This is a genomic window from Flavobacterium fluviale (assembly GCF_003312915.1).
Taxonomy (GTDB): Bacteria; Bacteroidota; Bacteroidia; order Flavobacteriales; family Flavobacteriaceae; genus Flavobacterium; species Flavobacterium fluviale.
In genome coordinates, this window is the sequence record NZ_CP030261.1 from 2,977,216 (window position 1) to 2,993,713 (window position 16,498).

The window sequence follows — 16,498 nt, forward strand, 5'->3', positions numbered from 1 at the left end:
GACTTTACGGTTAAACTTTTTTAGGTTAACTTGAAATTATAATTTCAAAGTTCCTTCAATTCCGTCATCCATTGTTTTTCCAGTTACATATGCGGCAGTCATCTTAGCAATTGCTACGATTTTTCCGTTTTTGTTGTTCCAGTAATAACCATCTTCTGGAACTACTTTAATAACACTTAAATTCGGATCATCTTCGCCGCCTGGCATCCATACTTTTACAATTGGATCGTATAGTTCTTTGATAGTTTCTTTATCATATTGAATTGATGCTGTTCCATGAAGCGTTAAAAACTTGTCGTGTGGTTCAGAAAAAAATAATTCAACCATTGGATTTAAAGAAATTTCAGCATTGTGACTGCTGTTTCGGTCTGATAAAAACCAAAGATTTCCCTGGTCATCAATTTTTTGAACAGACATTGGTCTTGATTGAAGTCTGTATTCATTATAAGTACAAAACATGCATGTTTTAATATTCTCTGCAAGATCTTTTATTTTATCTACTGCAAATTCATCTGTAAGGTCTTTATGATCTCCCATAACATTATATTTTTAAGTTTTTATTTGTCTAATATTCTTAGTAGTAAAATTGGTTATTTTAATCTTTTTCGGCTTATATAATTCAGCTTATAAATTATGAGATTTCAATTTGTAAGTTTTGTAAGAATTTAGACTGATATTGACCGTGTTATGTAAAAATATTTTATATTTGAATACAAAAACGACACTCGAAAAATCCATGATGAACTATACTATATTTTATACTGATGACGATGAAGATGATTTGAGCATTTTTGCCGACGCGGTAGAGTCAATACCACAAAAAATTACACTTCAAACTTATTCAGCAGGAGATAAGCTGCTTGATGCTATTTTTAATCCGCCGCCAACGCCGCATGTCGTTTTTCTAGATTTAAATATGCCTGGAAAAAATGGTTATGATGTTTTAGAAGAAATACGAAATTCTGAGGATAAAAAAGATATTCCAGTTGTAATATATTCTACATCAAGCGAGCCTGGTATTATCGAAAAATGCCGCAGCCTTGGAGCTAACTGCTTTATTACCAAACCCGTTTTAATGAGCGATATTATTAAATCGATAGAACACGCCATTACTATAAACTGGAATCAATTTGTACCAAACAAATCTAATTTTGTCTACAAATACTAATTTAGCACGATAAATCGGGAATATAAATATTAAAGACAGAACCTTTATCTTTTTCGCTGGAAACCATAATAATACCTTTATGGTTTTCAACGATTTTTTTAACTATCGCAAGGCCAATTCCAGTTCCTCTATATTCACTTTCTGTGTTCAAACGCTGAAATACCTCAAAGATTTTATCTTTATAAAGCAGGTCAAAACCAATTCCATTGTCCGAAACTTTAAAGTGATGGTACATTTTATCCTTGTATTCAGCATTCGGCAAAGTACTTCCTTTAATTAAAGCTGACGAAATTTCTACCTTTGGAGCAACGCCTTTTCGAGAAAATTTAAGTGCATTTTCAACTAAATTATGCAGCAGTTGTCTAAATTGAAATTGAATTAGAGTTGCTTCTCCTAAATTATGATATTTAATTTCAGCCTTTTTTTCTTCAATTCTATCCGAAAAGTCGCTTATAACTTCTTCTGCAATTTCATCTATATTAACTACTGTAAAAACACGATCTGCCGAGTTTGCTCGTGAATAAGCAAGTAAATCTTGAATTAAATTCTGCATTCTTTTTGCCGAAAGTTCAATTCTTGTCAAATAAGTTCGGGCATTGTCAGAGATATTTTTTTCATCCAAATCTGCCAGTCGGCTGGCGAACGTTTGTATTTTTCGCAGCGGTTCCTGAAGGTCATGACTGGAAATATAAGCAAACGACTGGAGTTCGATATTCATATTTACTAAATCCCTGTTGGTGAGTTCGAGTTGTGTTGTACGCTCGATAATCTGCTCTTCCAATTGATTGGTAAAGTTTTTCTGATCTTCAATATCTGTACTAGAACCTACCCACATCTGAATATTCCCTTTTTCGTCCAATTGGGCAATTGCACGGCTCAGCTGCCATCTATATTCTCCATCGTAACGTTTAAAACGATGCACGAATAAATAATCATTTCCTGTTTTAACAGAATTCATCCAAAGCTTGACATTTTCTTCACGATCGTCGGGATGTACAATTTGAAGCCACCCATTTTTATCAATTTCTTCTTTAGATAAACCACAGAATTTATAAAACGTTTCGTTAAAATAATTCAAATTACCCAAAGTATCACTTGTCCAAATAAGCTGCGGCATAGAATCGGCCAGAAGTCTGAATTTTGCCTCATTTTTCATTAATATTTCCTGACTGTTTTTCTCATCAGTAATATCCATGAGTGTTCCCAGCATTTTTGAAGGATCATTATTTTCATCAAAAAATATTCTTCCATGCACTTTTATCCAGCTGATAGAATTATCTAACTTGTGTATACGTGCTTCATACTTGTAAATGCTGGTTTGTAAAGCCTTTTCAAAAGCTTCTACAATAATATGATCATCTTCAGCAAGAACTCGGCTTCGAACATCCTGATGCGTTATTTTAGCGTTTTTTTCAAAGCCAAAAACATCCAAAAGATTATCGCTGTAAATTAATTTTTTGTTTTGAAGATCTAAATCCCATGTAGCAATTTCTCCAATTTCGGCGGCCAGACGAGCTCTTTCTTCGGCATTTTCTACTTTTTTTCTGGCCTTAACCTTCGAGGTTACATCGTTTACAGTTACCATAACACCAGATGGCTGTCCATTTTTTTCGAAGAGGGCAGTGTATTCATAATCGAGGTAGAATTTTTTTAATTTCCCTTTTATGTCAACATAAGCTATTGCCTCATACTCTCGGATCGTTTTTCCGTTAGAAACCACTTCATTCAGTAACTCCGGATATTTTTGATTTTCTAATTCTGGAAAAACCTCTAATAACGGCTTTCCAATAGTATCTTTTTCTTCTTTCTGCCAGATATTATGCATCATGGTAAGATTGGCCATTTCGATGATTTGATCTTTACCTCTAAAGATAGCCATTGCAATAGGAGATTCCATTACAATTTTTCGAAATGCTTTTTCACTTTCGGTCAGTAAATGCCTTGATTTTACTTCTTCAGTAACTTCGTACGAAACCACAATCACGCCAGAAATAGAATTGTTTTCTTCTTTTAAAGGATAAAATACGAGGTTAAAATAACCCAATTCCTCTTTGTTATAACGATTTAATCTAACCGGAAGCTCATCTGTATAATAGGGAACACCTGTTTCAAAAACGTTTTTTAATAAAGGAAGAACGGTTTCTTTTGCCTCTGGAACCGATTCAAAAATAGGTCTGTTTAAAACGTCTTCCTCGTTCTTATCAATAATATGCAGATAGGTGCTATTGGCCATTTCAACAATCAGATCTGGACCTTTTAAAATACCAATTCCTAACGGAAGCTGTTTTACAATATTCCTGAAACGCTTTTCACTATCTTCAACGGCTGTGCGGGACAAAACCTGAAGTGTGACATCATTTGCAACAGCCAGAATACCAGAAATTTTACCGTCAGATTCTTTTAAAGCTTCGTAGGTAACATTTATATAATTAGTAACTGGTGTGCCTTTTCGATTTAATGTTACAGGAAGCTCGTTTGCTGTAAATGTTTCGCCCGTAGTGTAAACATTTTTTATGATTTCTTCTAAACCTTGATTTCCTACTTCTGGAAGTGCTTCAAAAACAGGTTTGTTTAGAACTTCTTCTTCCGTTCTTTCCCAAATTTCAAGCATTAGTTTGTTAGCAATTTCAATAGTATATTCTGGACCTCTAAAAATACACATCGCATTTGGAGCCTGAAGAATATTATTGAGAGAGCGCACATTACTTTCTTCCAGTTTTTTATGAATATTTACCTGATTTGTGGTTTCATTGCAAATTACCAGAACGCCATTTATTTTTCCGTCGTCGTCGTTTACAGGACTGTAGCTGAAGGTCCAGTAAACATCTTCCATCTGCCCATTTCTATAGATGGGAAGCAGCTGATCTTCATGCCATGTAGCTTCTCCCTTGGTAAGTACCTGATCTATTAAAGGTTTAATAAAATCCCAGATTTCCGGCCAGAAATCAGCACCTTTTTCACCAAGAATTGAGGGGTGTTTGCCATCATTTCCAAGACTTGGACGGTAAGCATCATTATAAAAACAAATATGATCTGGTCCCCAGAATAAAAACATAGGGAACTTGGAGTTCAGTAGAATTCCTATAGTAGTACGAAGGCTTTGAGGCCAAGATTCTACAGCGCCAATGGCAGTTTTACTCCAATCCTTAGCACGTGTAAGCTCTCCCATTTCTCCTCCATTGGCCAGAAAATAATAATTATTATTAAGCATTAACTGTGATATTTTTATATAGAAATAAACGAATGTTTATTAATTATTAAATGTAGTGATTATAGCTTAAACTTAAGCTTTGCTAAAATTAAGAAAAAATAAATATTCCTTTCAAGGCTATTTTTGAATGAGGCAAGATTAAAATCATTTGAGTTAACTTTATCTGGTTTCAATGCTGAAATTTGATAAACAGATTAAAAACAAAAAGCCATGAAACGAGAAGATTCAAAACACGAAACCGACTATATAAAAAGATATCAAGAAGAAGGATATACAGTAAATTATTTATTCGTTAATGATCAGCTAATAGATTCTGAGACAAAAACGGCATATAAGCCTGAAGATATTTTTATTGTGGCACACCATCGTTACGAGGGCATGAGCGATCCAGATGATATGTCTATTTTATACGTAATAGAAACTAAAGATAATAGAAAAGGAACGCATTTATTAGGATACGGACCTACTGCAGATTTAGAAGAAGCTGAGTTCTTTAAAGACATTCCGAAACAGAATTACTCTAACAACGCAGACGTAAGCGAATTAACTTAAAAGAGTAATATAGATTAAAGAGTAAAAATAGATTGGTATTTTTATTTTGCTGATGAGCAGTTGTTTCAAATTTATTTGGAGCAGCTGCTTTTTTTTTTAAGGGGCAAAGGTTCAGAGGTACAGAGAGGCAAAGGTTTTTGTTTTTGAGGTGTGAAAGTTTAAAAAGAGTTTTTAAAACTCAATCCTTACCCCTCTGAACCTTTGTACCTCTGAACCTTTGTCCCTATTTATAAAAAAAAACTACAAAATAATAATTATGAAATATCTCTCCAAAATTGTATAAAGATTTGAGTAGCAATATAAACGAAATTTGAAATAAGAAATTAAGTTAAAAACAAAAGTTAGTTTTTGTAAGTAAATAAGCTAATCAATTAAATTATACCAAATCATACAATGAAAAAACTTTACATAAATACTGGAGGCTTTGATGCTGTTTTTAATAACCTTAAAGAGAGTTTTGGCGGTGACTTATTGGTAACTGCTAATGAATACAAATTGACATTTAAATCTAGATGGGCTACAGGAAGTATTTCCGGCGTTCGTTTTGAAAAAGAAATGACCTATTTAAACTTTGATTTAACTTTTAATCAAGATGTTAATTTAAGTATAGAATCAAATCCGCTTTCACCAGTATTTTTTGTGTATTGTGAAAAAGGAAATGTAGTCCATAGTTTTGGTGCAAACGGCGAAATTAAGTCGTTAAAGAAACAACAGTCTGGAATTATGAGTAATTCCTCATCTATCAACAGCGTGCTTTATTTCCAGAGCCACCAGCATATTCAGTTTTCATTAATTGGCATGCCGACAGTTGTCAATAGTTCTGAAAATGCTATAGATTATGCTTCTCAAGTGAGAAGAATTTTCACGCATGAGTCTGGAAATTATATTTATATCGGAGACGAAAATCAAAAAATAGGAGAGAAGTTCCAAGAACTTAAAAGCATTCCGCAGCAAGGAACAGTTCGTTATTTATTAATGAAAAGTATTTTAAGAGAAATATTAGAACTGGAGATAGCACAGCATAGTTACAATTATTTAACTACGTTTCAGCCTATTGTAAATTTTGCTGTTAAACAGTTAAGCGAAATTAAAAAGCTTTCAAATGTAAATTTAACAACGATAATGGCGCCTGCATTATTTTTCAAACGAATAGTACAAGCAAAAACATTAAAAGGGAAATACCATATCGAATTAGAACCATTCAACCAAAAATTAGCTAGCTAGTAAGCCTCACATATTCTTCATTTTCAAAAAAACAGCTTCGTCAAAGCTGTTTTTTTCTTTTTATAATTATTCTTTTTCATAATAAATTATGAAGTAAACCATTATTAGGTTTAGAAGTAATGAAATACTGTTCGTAATTATTATGGGTAGATCGTTTTTCAAAATACCATATACAACCCAAATCGCAATTCCGAAAGTAAGGGTGCCAAACATTTTAAGTGAAATCTCTTTTACTTTTTTTGTTTTCCAAACTTTCAGAATCTGCGGAATCGTTGCGAGTGTAACGCAGGTTCCGGCAAAAAGACCAAGAATATCTAAGTAGTTCATTTTTTTAAGGTTCTAAGATTCTGAGATTCTAAGGTTCTGAGTTTTTTTTTTTTTTTTTTTTGACTGATTGCTATACTTGAGATACTTTGATGCTGAAAGCTTCTCTCACGGTGTGTCATTTCCGATCCCGAGGCTTCGGGAGAGAAATCTCCGCAAGTAAATTTTTACAGTATTTCAGATTTGGTACCGCTTAGAGATTTGCTGTGTCAGTTGCTAATCTGCTTCGTCGAAATGCATGAAAATCCTAAATTACCCGCCAACTAATTCACCTCCGTTAATATGGATAAACTGTCCAGTAATGTAACTGCTGTCTTCGCAGGCTAGAAACACATACGCAGGAGCAACTTCAGACGGCTGTCCAGCTCTTTCCATCGGATTGTCTTTTCCAAAATCTGATAATTTATCAAAACTTGCCACAATGAGCGGTGTCCAGATAGGACCAGGTGCAACACCATTTACACGTATTTTTCTTTTAGCCAGCATGCTCGAAAGCGATCTTGTAAAACTTACAATTGCGCCCTTTGTACTCGCGTAGTCCGCTAGATGCTCGCTGCCTCGAAAAGCAGTTACCGACGTAGTGTTGATTATTGCGTCTCCTTCTTTTAAAAATGAAAGTGCTGCTTTTGTAATATAAAAATAGGGGTAAATATTGGTCTCAAAAGTTTTCTGAAGCTGCGCTGCAGTTATTTTTTCCAATTCGTTTTGAGGAAACTGCACGGCTGCATTATTCACAATTATATTAATATCCTTAAAAGTCGTATGGCACTTTTTTATTGCAGCTTTGCAAAACTTCTCATCTTTTAAATCACCGCTTAGTAAAAGGCATTCTCTGCCTTCATTTTCAATCATCTTTTTAGTTTCGAGTGCATCTTTGTCTTCTTTTAAATAAACGATCGCTATATTGGCGCCTTCTCTAGCAAAATGTACGGCAACGCTTCGGCCTATTCCGCTGTCACCGCCGGTAATAAAAGCAGTTTTGCCCAATAATTTACCGCTTCCAACATAATTTTCTCTAATAATTTCTGGTTCAGGCGTCATCATGTGTTCATTACCGGGAAGATTTTGTTTTTGTTCAGGGAATGTTTTCGTTTTTTTCATGATTATTCTTCTTTTAGTGATTTTTATGCTTCTTAAAATTAGAGCATAGAAGTAAAAATCATTGCTTTAAAAGGCATTTTATTTGCCTCAATAAAACAAAATTGGACTTATTGTATGAAAATACATTCAATAACTAAACAAATCAAAATAACAAGAAAATTCTAATTACTTCATAATCATCTATAAAACTAAAAATGAAAACCAAAAGTGGGAATTTTGTAACGATTTTCGATTTAGATAAAAAAGCTTCTCCTAATTTTTTTTATACATTTGAGAATTTACACGTAGTTTTTAATAATTACTCGTAGAATTCAACAAAAAAATAAGAAAATTTTTAAATTCATTTTAAATTCAAGAATTTTGATTCACAACCAATTTAGCTTCAAAACGGCATGGTATTAATTGTAGACGATATAAGGGCCAATATCATTGCCTTAAAAAAAACATTAGAGCTGCATAATATCGATGTCGATAGTGCCGAATCTGGAGAAGAAGCGTTAAAGAAAATTCTAAAAACAGACTACTGTCTGATTATCATGGATGTTCAAATGCCTGGACTTGACGGCTTTGAAGTTGTTAAAATTCTCTCTGGAAATAAACGAACAAAAGACATTCCGGTTATATTTCTTTCGGCTCTTAATACCGAAAAAAAGTATATTTTTAAAGGATACGAAACTGGTGCAGTTGAATATATCACCAAACCAGTCGATTCTGATTTACTGATTTTAAAGGTAAAAACATTCATAAAAATCTACGAACAGCAGCACGAACTTAAAGCGATTAAAGATCTTCTTTCCAAAGAAATCAAAATTCGAAAAGAAGCTCAGGATAATCTCGAAATCAAAATCGCTGAAAGGACAAAAGAACTAGTCCAAAAAAATGAGGAATTAGAACTTCGGAATCATGAATTGCAGCAGTTTTCGTGGGTAGTATCGCACGATTTAAATGAACCTATACGGAAGATCCAAATCTTCATTAAAATTATAAAAGACCTGTATTTAAAAAGCGATGATAAGGCTGTCGATTACGTAAATAGAACGATAAAATCGGCAGAGAGAATGCAGACTTTAATTACAGATCTGCTGGCATATTCTAGACTTTCGGCTCAGGTGAAACCAGAAAAAACAGATTTAAATGAGGTTTTACAAGAAGTGCTTTCAGATTTCGATTACCTGATCGAAAACAAAGACGCTGAAATAAAAACCAATGAACTTCCAACTGTAGATAGTATTCCAAGCCAGATGCGTCAGGTTTTTCAGAATTTGATTGGAAATGCACTCAAGTTTTCCGGTAATGAACAAAAACCTGTAATTGAAATAACTTCTGAATTAATTTTAGAAAAGTCATTTGATAGTGTAACTTCTCCAGAAGGTAATTTTTGCAGAATTACTGTAAAAGATAACGGAATTGGCTTTGATGAAATTTATTTAGATAGAATTTTTATTATCTTTCAAAGTTTAAACGACCGCCAGACCTACGAAGGAACTGGAATCGGACTGGCAATAGCCAAGAAAATTATTGAAAAACATAATGGATTAATTACCGCTAAAAGTAAACAAGGCGAGGGTGCAAGTTTTATAATTGTACTTCCGTTAACCAATAAATAACCAATAAACAAAATAGTACAGAATCTATATGGACAGTAATTTTAAAAGAAATTTACTAATCAGTTCCTCGGTTTCCCTGCTGATATTAATGATTAGTTCGACTGCATCTTTTTTAAGTATTAAAAATCTTCTTGACAGTAATACCTGGGTCAACCATACACAGGATGTTATTTATAATTTGAATAACGCTTCATCTATTCTTACCGATGCGCAGACTAGTATGCGCGGTTATTTAATAACTGGAAACAGAGATTTCCTTCAGGAACATTATAACGCCGAAAAAGAGTCTGCTGCTTATTTTGAAAAGCTTGATGAGTTAACAATAGACAATCCTTCGCAGCAAAAAAGACTTAGTGAGTTAAAACCGCTGCGTTCTAATTTTTTCAAATATCTTCATAACCAAGTTGTAAAAAAACAACTGGGAGGAAAAGATCTTACTTTTGATCTTGAAGAAGGTAAAAAGATGATGGATGAACTTCGCTCTAAATTCAAAAGTATTGAGAACAACGAGCAGATTCTTTTGAAAGAACGTATTGCAAATTCTGAAAAATATGGTAATTATAGTTTTGTCTTAATTATCGTCGCATTTATAATTGCAATGATTATAACAGTTGTCTTTTTTGCCAGAATCTTACGTGATCATAATGAGCGTGCATTACTGCAAAAAGAATTACAGCGTAAAGATATTGAAACAGCCGAGCGCTTGGAAGTAATCAGCGGCATCGCAACACAGATTTCAAAAGGAAATTATGATGTTCAGATCGATGATCGAAAATCGGATACCTTGGGGGCTTTGGGAGCTTCGATTCACAATATGAAAGATTCACTAAAAGATTCTTTCGATTTATTGTCTCAAAAAGAATGGCTGCAATCTGGTGTCGCTTCTTTAAATGATAAAATGCTGGGCGAAAAAACGATTCAGAAATTATCAAAAGATGTAATCGAATTTTTGTGCCAGTACACCAATAGCAGCGCGGGAGTTTTATATGTTATTGATGGTGAAGAATTAACAGTTACTGGCGGTTACAGCTATATTCCGAGTAAAAATCGTGAAAGAATTAAAAAAGGAGAAGGACTAATTGGTCAGGCAATTGTTTCGGGCAAAATGCTGGAATTAAAATCATTGTCTTCAGAAGATATTCAGATCAACTATGCTTTGGGAGAAATCAAGCCGACGCATATTGTAGCAGTTCCGTTGTTGGATTTCAAAGTAGAAGGCGCTGTAGAATTAGCCAGCATTTATGGATTTTCTGAATTACAATTAGAATTTTTAAATGTAGTTGCCAATAATATCGGAATTGCCTTAAAAGCAACTCAGAACCGTAAAAGAGTAATGGAACTCTTAGAAGAAACCAAATCGCAGTCTGAAGAACTTCAAATTCAGCATAGCGAATTGGAAGCAATCAATGCCGAATTAGAAGCGCAGACTGAAAAATTACAAGCCTCTGAAGAAGAGCTTCGTGTACAGCAGGAAGAATTAGAACAAACCAATGAAGAACTGTCTGAAAGAAGTGTTTTATTAGAAGAAAAAAATACAGAAATTCAGAAAAAATCTGAAGCTTTAGAACTAACAACTCGTTACAAATCAGAGTTTTTGGCGAATATGTCGCACGAATTAAGAACTCCGTTAAATTCGATCTTATTGTTGAGCCGTTTATTGTCTGAAAACAATAACAAAAACATGAACAATGAAGAAATTGAATTTGCAAAAGTAATTCAGAGTTCAGGAAACAGCTTATTAGGATTAATCGATGAAATTCTGGATTTGTCTAAAATTGAGGCTGGTAAAATGGACTTGGAATTCTTGGATGTTTCTACTAAAGAAATCACAGACAACCTTTATAATTTATTTTATCTTGTTGCCAAAGAGAAAGGTATCAATTTTGAGATCATAACGAAAGACGCGCCAATTGTCATTAAAACAGACAAAATGCGTCTGGAACAAATTCTGAAAAACTTGATTTCAAACGCTATTAAATTTACCGAAAAAGGTACAGTAAGCCTTGAAATTAAGGTAAATAGTGATGATGATAAAATTATCTGTTTTATCGTAAAAGATACCGGAATTGGTATTCCGTTAGAAAAACAGCCATTAATATTCGAAGCATTCCAGCAAGCCGATGGTTCAACTAAACGTAAATACGGAGGAACAGGTTTAGGATTGTCAATCAGTCGAGAATTAGCTAAACTTTTGAGAGGAGAAATTACCCTTAATAGTAAAGTAAATGATGGAAGTACGTTTACATTATGTCTTCCAGTATTAGGTATTGCCATTAGTAAAATTTCGGTAAATAAAATACTAGAAACAGAAGTAATAGAAGAAGAAACAGAAGAAACAGAGGTAAGACCAAAATATATCAGCGAAGTTATTCCTGCTGAAATCGAAGACGACCGTGATTCTATAGTTGAAGGCGATAAAGTGATTTTGATCGTAGAAGACGATATTAATTTTGCAAAATCACTATTGGCTTTTACACAGAAAAAAGGATATAAAGGAGTTGTTGCGGTAAGAGGAGATTACGCTTTAAATTTCGCCTTAATTTACAGACCAATTGGAATTTTATTGGATATTGAACTTCCAATTAAAAGCGGCTGGGAAGTTTTAGAAGAATTGAAGAATCATTCTCATACCAAACATATTTCGGTGCACATTATGTCTTCTCATAAATTAAAACAAGAAAGTCTGTTAAAAGGAGCTGTGGATTTCTTAGACAAACCAGTTGCTTTTGATAGAATTCCAGAAGTATTTATGCGCATTGAACATATCATCAATAATGAATCTCAAAAAGTTTTAATTATTGAAGATAACCCGCAGCACGCCAAAGCACTTGCTTATTTCTTAGAAACGTACAATATCAATTCTGAAATTAAGAGTGATGTTTCAGAAGGATTGACTGTTTTAAACCAAAACGACGTAGACTGCGTAATTCTAGATATGGGAATTCCAGATAAACAAGCTTATGAAATTCTAGACGGAGTGAAGAAAAATCCAGGTTTAGAGAATCTTCCGGTGATCGTATTTACAGGAAAAAGTTTGTCTATTAAAGAAGAACTGAAAATTAGAAAATATGCCGATTCTATTATTGTAAAAACTGCTCATTCATATCAGAGAATGCTTGATGAGGTTTCACTTTTCCTTCATTTAGTAGAAAGCAAGAAAAAAGAAGGAAATGACAAAAAAGAAAGCACTAAAAAACTGAATTCATTAAACAATATTTTATTTGAAAAGAAAGTATTAATTGTTGATGATGATGTTCGTAATATTTATTCGCTTTCTAAAGCTCTAGAAGCTTTTAGAATGACTGTTATTACGGCTTTTGATGGAAAAGAAGCTATTAAGATTTTAGAAGAGAATCCAGATACAGATGTAGTATTGTTAGATATGATGATGCCAAATATGGACGGGTATGAAACAGCAGAAAAGATAAGAAGTAATCCTAAATTTCTTAACTTAGCAGTAATTGCTGTAACTGCCAAAGCTATGACCGGCGACAGAGAAAAATGTATCAAAGCAGGTGCTTCAGATTACATTACAAAACCTGTCGATGTAGATCAGCTGTTATCGTTATTGCGAGTTTGGTTATACGATAAAATCTAATCTTTAAAAATACTGTAAATGGAAAAGAAAAAAGTATTGATTGTAGATGACGATTCTAGAAATATTTTTGCTTTAGTAAATACTTTAAAGGCAAAATCTTTTGAATGTTTGTCTTGTTTAAGTGCTGAAGAAGCTTTAAGGATATTAGCAGGAGACAGTTCAATAGATGCTGTTTTAATGGATATGATGATGCCGGAAATGGATGGTTATGAAGCAATTCCGCTTATAAAAGCAATTCCGTCACAAGAATCTACTTTTGTAGTTGCCGTAACCGCACAGGCTATGGCAGGAGATCGAGAAAAATGTATAGAGGCCGGAGCAGATGCTTATATCTCAAAACCCGTAGATGTTGATAAATTATTGCAGATCTTGGGTGAAATTTAAATGAATTATGATTGAAGATATTGAATTAGAAACTCTTATAAATGAAATTTACGAATATTATGGTTTTGATTTTGGAAGTTATTCCAGAGCCTCACTTAAAAGACGCGTAAACAGGGTTTTTTATTTGGATGGCTTTAAACATTTTCATGAGTTCTTGTCAAAAGTTCGAAGAGATCCAGAATATTGCAAAAGAATGATCGATGAAATAACGGTTAACGTAACAGAAATGTTTCGTGATCCGTCTTTTTATATGACACTTCGAAAAGAGATTCTTCCGTTATTGGGAACAAAACCCTTTATACGCATATGGCATGCAGGCTGTTCTACAGGCGAAGAAGTATATTCTATGGCTATTATGTTGAAAGAAGCAGGATTACTGCATAAATCGATATTGTACGCAACAGACATTAATACAACGGTTTTAGAAACGGCAAAAAGCGGTATTTTTCCGTTGCGAATGATAAAAGATTATGCCGATAATTACAGAGATTCTGGCGGACAAGAGGATTTCTCAGATTATTATATCGCCAATTATGGTTTTGCGAAGTTTAATGAAAACCTTTCTGAAAAAATGGTTTTCTCTCAGCATAATTTGGTTTCAGACACTTCGTTTAATGAATTTGACCTTATTTTATGCCGTAATGTTTTAATTTATTTTGATAATAATCTGCAGAAAAGAGTTATAAATCTTTTTGATGACAGTCTTGCTCCATTAGGTTTTCTGGCACTCGGGACAAAAGAAACAATCAAATATTCTATTTCTCAAACCAAATACAAACAATTTGATAAAGAGAAAATATGGAGAAAAATAAAATAATAAATCATTGTAAAGTAGTTATTATTGGAGGTTCAGCAGGAAGTCTGCAGGCATTATTGCAGATTTTGCCTTTTATAGAAAGTCCAATATCCTTTGCAATTGTAATTGTAGTTCACAGAAAAAATACAGATGAACAAACCTTAGAAGATTTAATTGCTCTAAGATCAAATATAAAAGTAAAAATAGTTGAAGATAAGGTAAAACTGCAGACAGGATTCATATTCATTGCACCTTCAAATTACCATTTGCTGTTTGAAAAAGACGAAACATTATCTTTAGATACTTCAGAAAAAATAAATTACAGCAGGCCAAGTATTGATGTGTCTTTTGAATCGGCAGCTGAAATATTCGGACCAGAACTGATTGGAATATTACTTTCCGGCTCTAATTCTGATGGAACTCTTGGTTTAAAAGCAATTCAGGCAGCTGGTGGATTAATTGTAGTTCAAAATCCGCTTTCGGCAGAAATGTCTTTTATGCCTAATAATGCGATTTTACATACCACTCCAGATTTTATTTTGAAAACAGAAGAAATTCTTGAATTGATAAAAGAAATAAACCAAATTTAATCTTGGTCTTCCGGCAGGATAACTTTATTCATTTCAGCATCTTTCTCAGCGCGTCTTTGTGCGGCTTTTCCTTTTCCAATAGGGATTCCTGCTGTCAGATATAAAGATCTGTTGTAGACATTTGGGCCGTCTCCTTTCATGACAGGAACTAATCCATAATAGTATTGAATGGTTATATTTAATCCGTTGCCGACATTCATATGATAGCCGGTTCCAAAAGCGATCCCAGCATCTATAACACGAATTTGATCCCTGATTTTCTTTTTATAAGTAACATCGTTTTCATTAATCTCGTTGGTAAACTCATCAAATGCTGAGGCGAGAAGTCCTAATTGAGGTCCGGTTTTGAGATAAATTCTATTTTTAAATTGGTATTTAATTAAAATTGGAACATTAAAATACCGTATTTCCCGATTGACACTTCCGCCTGCAAAAGTATTGTCCAAGTTTACATCATCTAAAGAATAAACTGGAATATGTCTTGCGCCCATCGGCGATTTTACTATTACACCAGTATTAATCATCCACGCTGGATTTTGCTTTGATCTGATATCAAAATAAAAACCAAGATTAAAACCAGCATTCATTCCTGAACTATTAAGGTCAGAAATATCAGAAAGATTAATACCGCCTTCAAGACCAAATTCTAAAAAAGGCGAATTCAGTTTATCTCCAAAAATCAAGGAAATTAAAACTTGTGATCTTGCGGGAGACATGCACAAAAGCATGAAAAGTAATAATAAACCTTTTTTCATATAGAAAGATTAAAGTCCAAAACGATATTGTATTCCTCCTAAAGCTTGTGTTCGAGTTCCGAGAAAACCAGCTTCTACCCTGAACATAATATGTTTATTAAGTTGATATTGAGAACCAATAATGAAATTCCACATATCTTTTGGTCTCTTTTGAAGCGAATATTGGACAGAAGAAGAGCTGGCAGTACTTAAAGCGCCGTCTAAAGTCGTAAGAAGATTTCCAGCACTTTCCAGAGCTCGGTTCGCTGTATTATGTTTGGCAATATTAGCAGGACTTTTTTGCTCTGCAGGTGTTAGACCGCTCCACCAAGCATCTACTTTTCCCTGATTTTCAGAAACTTTGGTTAATCCACTATCAACCTTTGCCTGTGCTGTAGATAAATCTATCACATCCGATAAATTGATATTTCCATTCGTATTTCCAGCAATGTGGACTCTGAAACCTCCAACCCACAAAGCAATATTCTGATCTGGTTTAGGAAGTTTAAAGGTTTTACCTAATCGGGGGCCAAATACATACGAAAAAGCGGGCTTATCTAACGCACTTACATCTGTCCAAGCCATATTCATATCAAGTGCCAGCCATCCGCCTCCAATTCCTATAGTTGGTGTCATTCCAAAACCAAAAGTAGTTGCGCTAAAATTAGCTTTTGTACTGAAATTGGCAATTTCTGACCAATTGTTATCTGCATCAGGAATGTAAATTCCTGCATTAATTTTTGTTGAAGGATTTGATTTACCAAAAATACCGTAGATATTTAAAAAAGGAAGAAGCCATATATCTGGACGAATAGTAAGTGCTCCGGCTTCGACAGAAGATTTATCAAAACGTACAATTTCATCTAAATTGTACATAGGACCATTATTAAAACCAACTTGAAGATTACTGATGACAATTTCAGAATCCTGCCAAAAATAATTTAAGGAAAGCCCGGCAGAGTAGGGAAGTTTGTATCCTTTTTTAGCGACTTTATCACCCCAGATGGGAAGGGCATAAGGATAATCCGCTACTTTAAGGCTGTCTTTTAATTCCTGATTTTTTTCTCCTACAATTTTTTCGGTGTATACCTGAGCGAAAAATGGAATAGTAAATAATAAGAAAAAGGCTGATATTAGTTTTTTACATTTCATTGACTTGAGTATTGATTTGATTAAAATAAAACTGCGTGAAATAATGATGTACTAATG

Annotated in this window: 14 protein-coding genes; 8 read left to right on the forward strand and 6 right to left on the reverse strand. The window is 33.7% G+C overall.

Annotated elements, in window-relative coordinates:
• Positions 1-36 precede the first annotated feature (36 nt).
• Positions 37-537, reverse strand: coding sequence for a pyridoxamine 5'-phosphate oxidase family protein (locus HYN86_RS13145; RefSeq protein WP_113678439.1), 501 nt, complete (start codon positions 535-537; stop codon positions 37-39).
• 169 nt (positions 538-706) lie between these two features.
• Here HYN86_RS13145 and HYN86_RS13150 point away from each other — a divergent pair, with 169 nt between their 5' ends.
• Positions 707-1,168, forward strand: a complete 462-nt coding sequence (locus HYN86_RS13150; protein ID WP_230406362.1) for a response regulator — start codon at positions 707-709, stop codon at positions 1,166-1,168.
• Between the two features lies 1 nt (position 1,169).
• Here the strand turns inward: HYN86_RS13150 and HYN86_RS13155 are convergent, their stop codons facing one another.
• Positions 1,170-4,379, reverse strand: coding sequence for a PAS domain-containing protein (locus HYN86_RS13155; RefSeq protein ID WP_113678441.1), 3,210 nt, complete (start codon positions 4,377-4,379; stop codon positions 1,170-1,172).
• A gap of 210 nt (positions 4,380-4,589) precedes the next feature.
• Between HYN86_RS13155 and HYN86_RS13160 the strand changes: the two genes are divergently transcribed.
• Both HYN86_RS13160 and HYN86_RS13165 read left to right on the forward strand, forming a co-directional pair.
• Entirely contained in the window at positions 4,590-4,931 is a 342-nt protein-coding gene (locus HYN86_RS13160) for a hypothetical protein (protein WP_113678442.1), read from the forward strand.
• A 393-nt stretch (positions 4,932-5,324) separates the two neighbouring features.
• Positions 5,325-6,155 carry a hypothetical protein gene (locus tag HYN86_RS13165; RefSeq protein ID WP_113678443.1) on the forward strand — a complete coding sequence of 277 codons (831 nt, stop codon included), beginning with the start codon at positions 5,325-5,327 and terminating at the stop codon, positions 6,153-6,155.
• A 66-nt stretch (positions 6,156-6,221) separates the two neighbouring features.
• Here the strand turns inward: HYN86_RS13165 and HYN86_RS13170 are convergent, their stop codons facing one another.
• Both HYN86_RS13170 and HYN86_RS13175 read right to left on the reverse strand, forming a co-directional pair.
• A complete protein-coding gene (locus HYN86_RS13170) occupies positions 6,222-6,482 on the reverse strand; it encodes a SemiSWEET family sugar transporter (RefSeq protein WP_113678444.1) in 261 nt (86 codons plus the stop codon).
• Between the two features lie 249 nt (positions 6,483-6,731).
• On the reverse strand, positions 6,732-7,580 hold the full coding sequence (locus HYN86_RS13175; protein ID WP_113678445.1) for an SDR family oxidoreductase: 849 nt from the start codon (positions 7,578-7,580) through the stop codon (positions 6,732-6,734).
• Positions 7,581-7,972: 392 nt separating this feature from the next.
• Here HYN86_RS13175 and HYN86_RS13180 point away from each other — a divergent pair, with 392 nt between their 5' ends.
• From HYN86_RS13180 to HYN86_RS13200, 5 genes are read left to right on the forward strand one after another with little or no spacing between them, the layout of a single operon-like run.
• Entirely contained in the window at positions 7,973-9,187 is a 1,215-nt protein-coding gene (locus tag HYN86_RS13180; RefSeq protein ID WP_113678446.1) for a hybrid sensor histidine kinase/response regulator, read from the forward strand.
• Positions 9,188-9,215: 28 nt separating this feature from the next.
• Positions 9,216-12,785 carry a response regulator gene (locus HYN86_RS13185; RefSeq protein ID WP_113678447.1) on the forward strand — a complete coding sequence of 1,190 codons (3,570 nt, stop codon included), beginning with the start codon at positions 9,216-9,218 and terminating at the stop codon, positions 12,783-12,785.
• Positions 12,786-12,803: 18 nt separating this feature from the next.
• A complete protein-coding gene (locus tag HYN86_RS13190; protein ID WP_113678448.1) occupies positions 12,804-13,169 on the forward strand; it encodes a response regulator in 366 nt (121 codons plus the stop codon).
• A 7-nt stretch (positions 13,170-13,176) separates the two neighbouring features.
• Positions 13,177-13,986, forward strand: coding sequence for a CheR family methyltransferase (locus tag HYN86_RS13195; RefSeq protein ID WP_113678449.1), 810 nt, complete (start codon positions 13,177-13,179; stop codon positions 13,984-13,986).
• Positions 13,968-14,555, forward strand: a complete 588-nt coding sequence (locus HYN86_RS13200; protein ID WP_113678450.1) for a chemotaxis protein CheB — start codon at positions 13,968-13,970, stop codon at positions 14,553-14,555. The genes HYN86_RS13195 and HYN86_RS13200 overlap by 19 nt, the downstream gene beginning before the upstream one ends.
• Here HYN86_RS13200 and HYN86_RS13205 read toward each other — a convergent pair.
• Complete coding sequence (locus tag HYN86_RS13205) at positions 14,552-15,310, reverse strand: porin family protein (protein ID WP_113678451.1); 759 nt, start codon at positions 15,308-15,310, stop codon at positions 14,552-14,554. The two genes, HYN86_RS13200 and HYN86_RS13205, sit on opposite strands and share 4 nt — an antisense overlap.
• Before the next feature lie 9 nt (positions 15,311-15,319).
• Complete coding sequence (locus tag HYN86_RS13210) at positions 15,320-16,441, reverse strand: hypothetical protein (protein WP_113678452.1); 1,122 nt, start codon at positions 16,439-16,441, stop codon at positions 15,320-15,322.
• Positions 16,442-16,498: the final 57 nt, after the last annotated feature.

Excerpts from the sequence above, each read along its gene's own strand:
- HYN86_RS13145 (WP_113678439.1), bottom strand. The coding sequence starts at position 537 with ATGGGAGATCATAAAGACCTTACAGATGAATTTGCAGTAGATAAAATA.
- HYN86_RS13155 (WP_113678441.1), bottom strand. The coding sequence starts at position 4,379 with ATGCTTAATAATAATTATTATTTTCTGGCCAATGGAGGAGAAATGGGA.
- HYN86_RS13160 (WP_113678442.1), top strand. The coding sequence starts at position 4,590 with ATGAAACGAGAAGATTCAAAACACGAAACCGACTATATAAAAAGATAT.
- HYN86_RS13165 (WP_113678443.1), top strand. The coding sequence starts at position 5,325 with ATGAAAAAACTTTACATAAATACTGGAGGCTTTGATGCTGTTTTTAAT.
- HYN86_RS13170 (WP_113678444.1), bottom strand. The coding sequence starts at position 6,482 with ATGAACTACTTAGATATTCTTGGTCTTTTTGCCGGAACCTGCGTTACA.
- HYN86_RS13175 (WP_113678445.1), bottom strand. The coding sequence starts at position 7,580 with ATGAAAAAAACGAAAACATTCCCTGAACAAAAACAAAATCTTCCCGGT.
- HYN86_RS13180 (WP_113678446.1), top strand. The coding sequence starts at position 7,973 with ATGGTATTAATTGTAGACGATATAAGGGCCAATATCATTGCCTTAAAA.
- HYN86_RS13185 (WP_113678447.1), top strand. The coding sequence starts at position 9,216 with ATGGACAGTAATTTTAAAAGAAATTTACTAATCAGTTCCTCGGTTTCC.
- HYN86_RS13190 (WP_113678448.1), top strand. The coding sequence starts at position 12,804 with ATGGAAAAGAAAAAAGTATTGATTGTAGATGACGATTCTAGAAATATT.
- HYN86_RS13195 (WP_113678449.1), top strand. The coding sequence starts at position 13,177 with ATGATTGAAGATATTGAATTAGAAACTCTTATAAATGAAATTTACGAA.
- HYN86_RS13200 (WP_113678450.1), top strand. The coding sequence starts at position 13,968 with ATGGAGAAAAATAAAATAATAAATCATTGTAAAGTAGTTATTATTGGA.
- HYN86_RS13205 (WP_113678451.1), bottom strand. The coding sequence starts at position 15,310 with ATGAAAAAAGGTTTATTATTACTTTTCATGCTTTTGTGCATGTCTCCC.
- HYN86_RS13210 (WP_113678452.1), bottom strand. The coding sequence starts at position 16,441 with ATGAAATGTAAAAAACTAATATCAGCCTTTTTCTTATTATTTACTATT.